The 3,841-nt window shown below is 65.6% G+C and carries 3 protein-coding genes; 2 read left to right on the forward strand and 1 reads right to left on the reverse strand.

What is annotated here, in order from left to right; all coding sequences use genetic code 11:
• A partial coding sequence (locus GXY33_17790) for a hypothetical protein (protein ID NLX06993.1) occupies nt 1-296 on the forward strand: 296 nt, incomplete at its 5' end.
• Nucleotides 297-415: 119 nt separating this feature from the next.
• On the opposite strand, the gene GXY33_17795 is transcribed toward GXY33_17790, so the two are convergent.
• The gene (locus GXY33_17795) at nt 416-2,674 is read right to left on the reverse strand and encodes a hypothetical protein (GenBank protein NLX06994.1); all 2,259 of its coding nucleotides are present in this window, start codon (nt 2,672-2,674) and stop codon (nt 416-418) included.
• Between the two features lie 218 nt (nt 2,675-2,892).
• On the opposite strand from GXY33_17795, the gene GXY33_17800 reads away from it, so the two are divergent.
• Nucleotides 2,893-3,841 (forward strand): hypothetical protein (locus GXY33_17800; protein ID NLX06995.1); only part of this gene is annotated, 949 nt, incomplete at its 3' end.

Genomic DNA, 3,841 nt, shown 5'->3' on the forward strand with positions numbered 1-3,841 from the left:
AGTGCTTCGGATACGCCTGCGCCTACCTCGACGTCCCACACGACCTCGACGCCTCCCTCGCCGTCGGCAGCGACGACGGCTACAAAATATGGATCGACGACCAACTCGTGGCCGACCTGGTCGTCTTCCGCGGCGCGGCCGTCGACCAGGAAAAACACCCGGTCAAACTGACCAAAGGCCGCCATCGCCTCCTCGTCAAGGTCCACAACGACATCGCCGGCCACGATCTGTTCCTGCGATTCCTCGACGCCGACGACAAACCGATTACCGACTACGTCGTCCGACTGACCCCTTGAACGAGCATCTCGAATCAACGATCCGGTGCGCCGCCTTCAGGTCTTCCATGACGAAAGACCGTATCGCCAGCCGTTCGGTGCGAGGGTCGGCCGTCGCGGCTGTCCAACTCCGCGAGTCGCTACTGACCCTCGACCACCGCGACCGCCTTCTCAAGCAGCTCGTCGCGCCCGTCGCGAACGCCCTCTACCGTCCGGCCGACCGGCACGGTCGGTCGAATGCCCACGCCGTGATGCCGCGATCCATCCTGCTTGAGAACCTTCATGCCCGTAAACGTGATCCGATACCCGCCCGGCAGATCGATCACGTTCACGTTGCCGTTCGTGCCCGCCGTCGGCTCGCCGACGATCTCGCCCAGCCGGTAGTGCTCCACCATCCCAAGATACGTCTCAGCGTAGCTGATCGCCCGGCTGTCCGTGATGAACGCGACCTTCGCCGTCAGCTTCGGACCGATCGGCGCGACCGGCCAGTTTGAAAACTGGAAACCCATATCCGTCCGGTCCGGCTTTGAAATGGCCGGAACGTGCCACTGCGCGCAGGTGACCGGACCGTCGATCAGGTGCGAGATGATCGACGTGTCGATCTGCGGATAACCGCGAAAGTCGATCACGATCCCCTTCGCCTTCTCCAGCCTGGCCAACGCCTGATTGAACTGCTCGCCCGTCAGCGTGTTAATGTCCAGATAGTAGACTCCGGGCCGAACCTCAGCCATCTGGCCCGGACGGCGCGGATCATGCCACAACCACTGCGCCGTCACGCTTCGCTTCAGACTCTCGACGATCGCTTCGCCGCTTCCCCGACGCACCCGGACCTCGACCGGTGAATCCCGCAGGCCCGATAGCAACTCCCATGCCGCCAGCCGCCTCCGCGCCGCGTCCGTGGCCGCGCTGACAAGCTCCTCCTTCTGACCCAGAAGCTCCTCCGCCTTCACGCCGTCCACCGCCTCCACCACGTCGCCAGGCCGTAGCGCCCTGACCTCGGCCGCGTCCACCCGCGAGACCACGATCCGATCCTCAACCCATCCCAACTCCACCGGAGGAACGAACACCGACCCGTAACGGGAAAAGATCACCCCGCCGTGCCCGTCCCGAAGCTTCGCCACCATCCGCCGAAGCGTCTCACAGAACGCCTGCTCATCGCCGTCGTTGGCAGCCGACGCCAGCGCCTCCGGCAACACCGCCTGCCAGTCCGTTCCAACCACCTCGAAGTACGGATACGAGTGCTCAAGGACGTTCCACCCCAAAATCACCGCCGCCAGACGCGTCGAACGGTCCTGCCCGCTTATCCGGAAATCCTCCGACACCATCCACGCCGGACGGCTCGTCGGCCCCGCAACCCGCGGCAGCGTGCCCTGCTCATCGGCGTACACCGCCAGCGGCACGTGGCACGATACGCCGCCGCCAAGCTCCGACGACCACACAGCGGCGGCCTCCTCCGCCGATGGATGATAAACCCGCGTGCTCGAGTAGATCGAATGCGAACCCGGGCTTCCAAACCCATAGTGCTCCCACCGCGCCACCTGCAAGCCCGAAACGGCTCGTGGCGAAAAAGGCGACGTCGCCGCCGCCCCGCCCGTCTCAAACACGCGAACCGTCGGAGCGATCGCGGCGAAGATGTCCGTCAGACGATCAGCCAGCTCGCCCGCGCTCCGCGCATCTTCCACGTACCGCACAGCCGAAATGGTGAGCCGATCCCAGTCCGCTGCCGCCGCCTGATCGCTCGGATGGAAATGCCGCACGTATCCCGCCAGCCGCGAAAGCGCCGCCAGATTCTCCAGCCCGCGCCCTTCAATCGGTCGCGACGCCTGAAAGTCCCTGACCACCGCCCCAACGACCTCGAACGAAACGTCGTCGATCCACACCTGACCCGTCCCGACCAGCATGCAGCCGATGTTGATCCACTCCGCGTCCGGCTCGACCTCACCCATGATCTCGTAGTGCTCCCAGGCATCCGACGTAATCGGCCGGTCGCCCATGTTCTCGAAAAATCCCCTCCGGTTCCCCTCGCGATCAACCCGCAGCCAGAGCTGCCCACGACCCGCTCCAGCCCCGTCCATACGCACCGCCGCCCGAAAACGGACCCGCTTGCCGCGATACCCATCCGCCCGGAAGGTCTGTATCACATTGCCGAACCCCGTGGCCGGACCGGCGCCCGCATACCACATCCGTGCGCACTGCTCGCCCGAAACCGCCTCCTCAGCCGCCACTTCCACCCGATAGCCCTGCTCCTCGAGCATCGGCGGAACAAACCACCCAGCCGGAACCTGCCCCGGCTTCCCCTCCTCGAAATCCGGATTGCTCAGCCCAGTCGACGCCTGCCCCAGAACCGTGCCCGAAAACAGAATCGTCAACGCCGCAAACACTGCCCAAAACCTGCCCATGCCTTACTCCTTGCTACCTGTACTATCGGTAAGGACGCCGTTCACCACCGGAAAGTTCTCGTTTTCCAGGATTTCCGCCTTTATCCTCATCTCCAGTGGGTCAGGACGGCAGCCCGTGCCTTGGCCCGTCGCAACGCCGAACGGATCGTCACAACGTCGGCCGAGAGAATACGATGAGGGCGGATCGCACAACCCGCGACAGACGACGAACCTTCGCGATGACGGTCACCGGCCCGCTCGATCCGGACCTCCTGGGACCGACCCTCGCCCACGAGCACCTCTACTGCGACATCTCCGCGCACTCCGGCCGCCAGGACAACGTCCTGACCGACGTGCCCCGAGCCGTCGAAGAACTCCGCTACTTCCTCGACGCGGGAGGCCGGACGATCATCGAGGCGACGCCGGAAGGGATCGGACGCGATCCCGCGCGACTGCGAGACATCAGCCGGGCCTCCGGCGTCCACGTCGTCTCCGGTATCGCCTTCTACACCGAATCCACCTACCCACCCTGGTTCCGCTCCTGCCCGGACGATCCCACCAGGGCCGACCGTCTGGCCGACTACTTCGTCCGCCACATCCAGGACGGCTGCGACGGCGTCCGGGCCGGCGTCATCGGCGAACTCGCCAGCCACAACGCGCCGCCCGCCGGCGACCCACGCGACTATCGCCTCACCGACGCCGAAACCGTCCTCTTCCAGGCCGCCGCCAAAGCCCAGCGCACGACCGGCGTCGGCGTCATCACACACGCCTCCCTCGGACGCGGCGGACACGCCCAACTCCGACTCCTCGAGCGATCCGGAGCCGACCCCGCCCGCGTCTGCATCGGACACTGCGACGCCGAGTGGCGGCAGGAGCCCGAACAGGACATGGCCTACTACACCGGCATCCTCGACCGCGGCGCGTTCTGCGCCTTCGACATGATCGGATGGACCGACCTGGTGCCCGACGACGTGCGGGCCGATCGAATCGCACGCCTGGTCCAACGCGGATATCAGGAACAAATCGTCCTCTCCACCGACACCTGCCGCCAATCCCAGCTGCACGCCAACGGCGGAAGAGGTTACGACTATCTGTGGCGTTCCTTCCTTCCACAGCTTCGCCAACGCGGCGTCACCGACGAACAGATCCGGGCCATGCTCGTGGCCGCCCCCAGAAGACTTCTCACCG

The organism is Phycisphaerae bacterium, from assembly GCA_012729815.1.
GTDB lineage: Bacteria > Planctomycetota > Phycisphaerae > JAAYCJ01 > JAAYCJ01 > JAAYCJ01.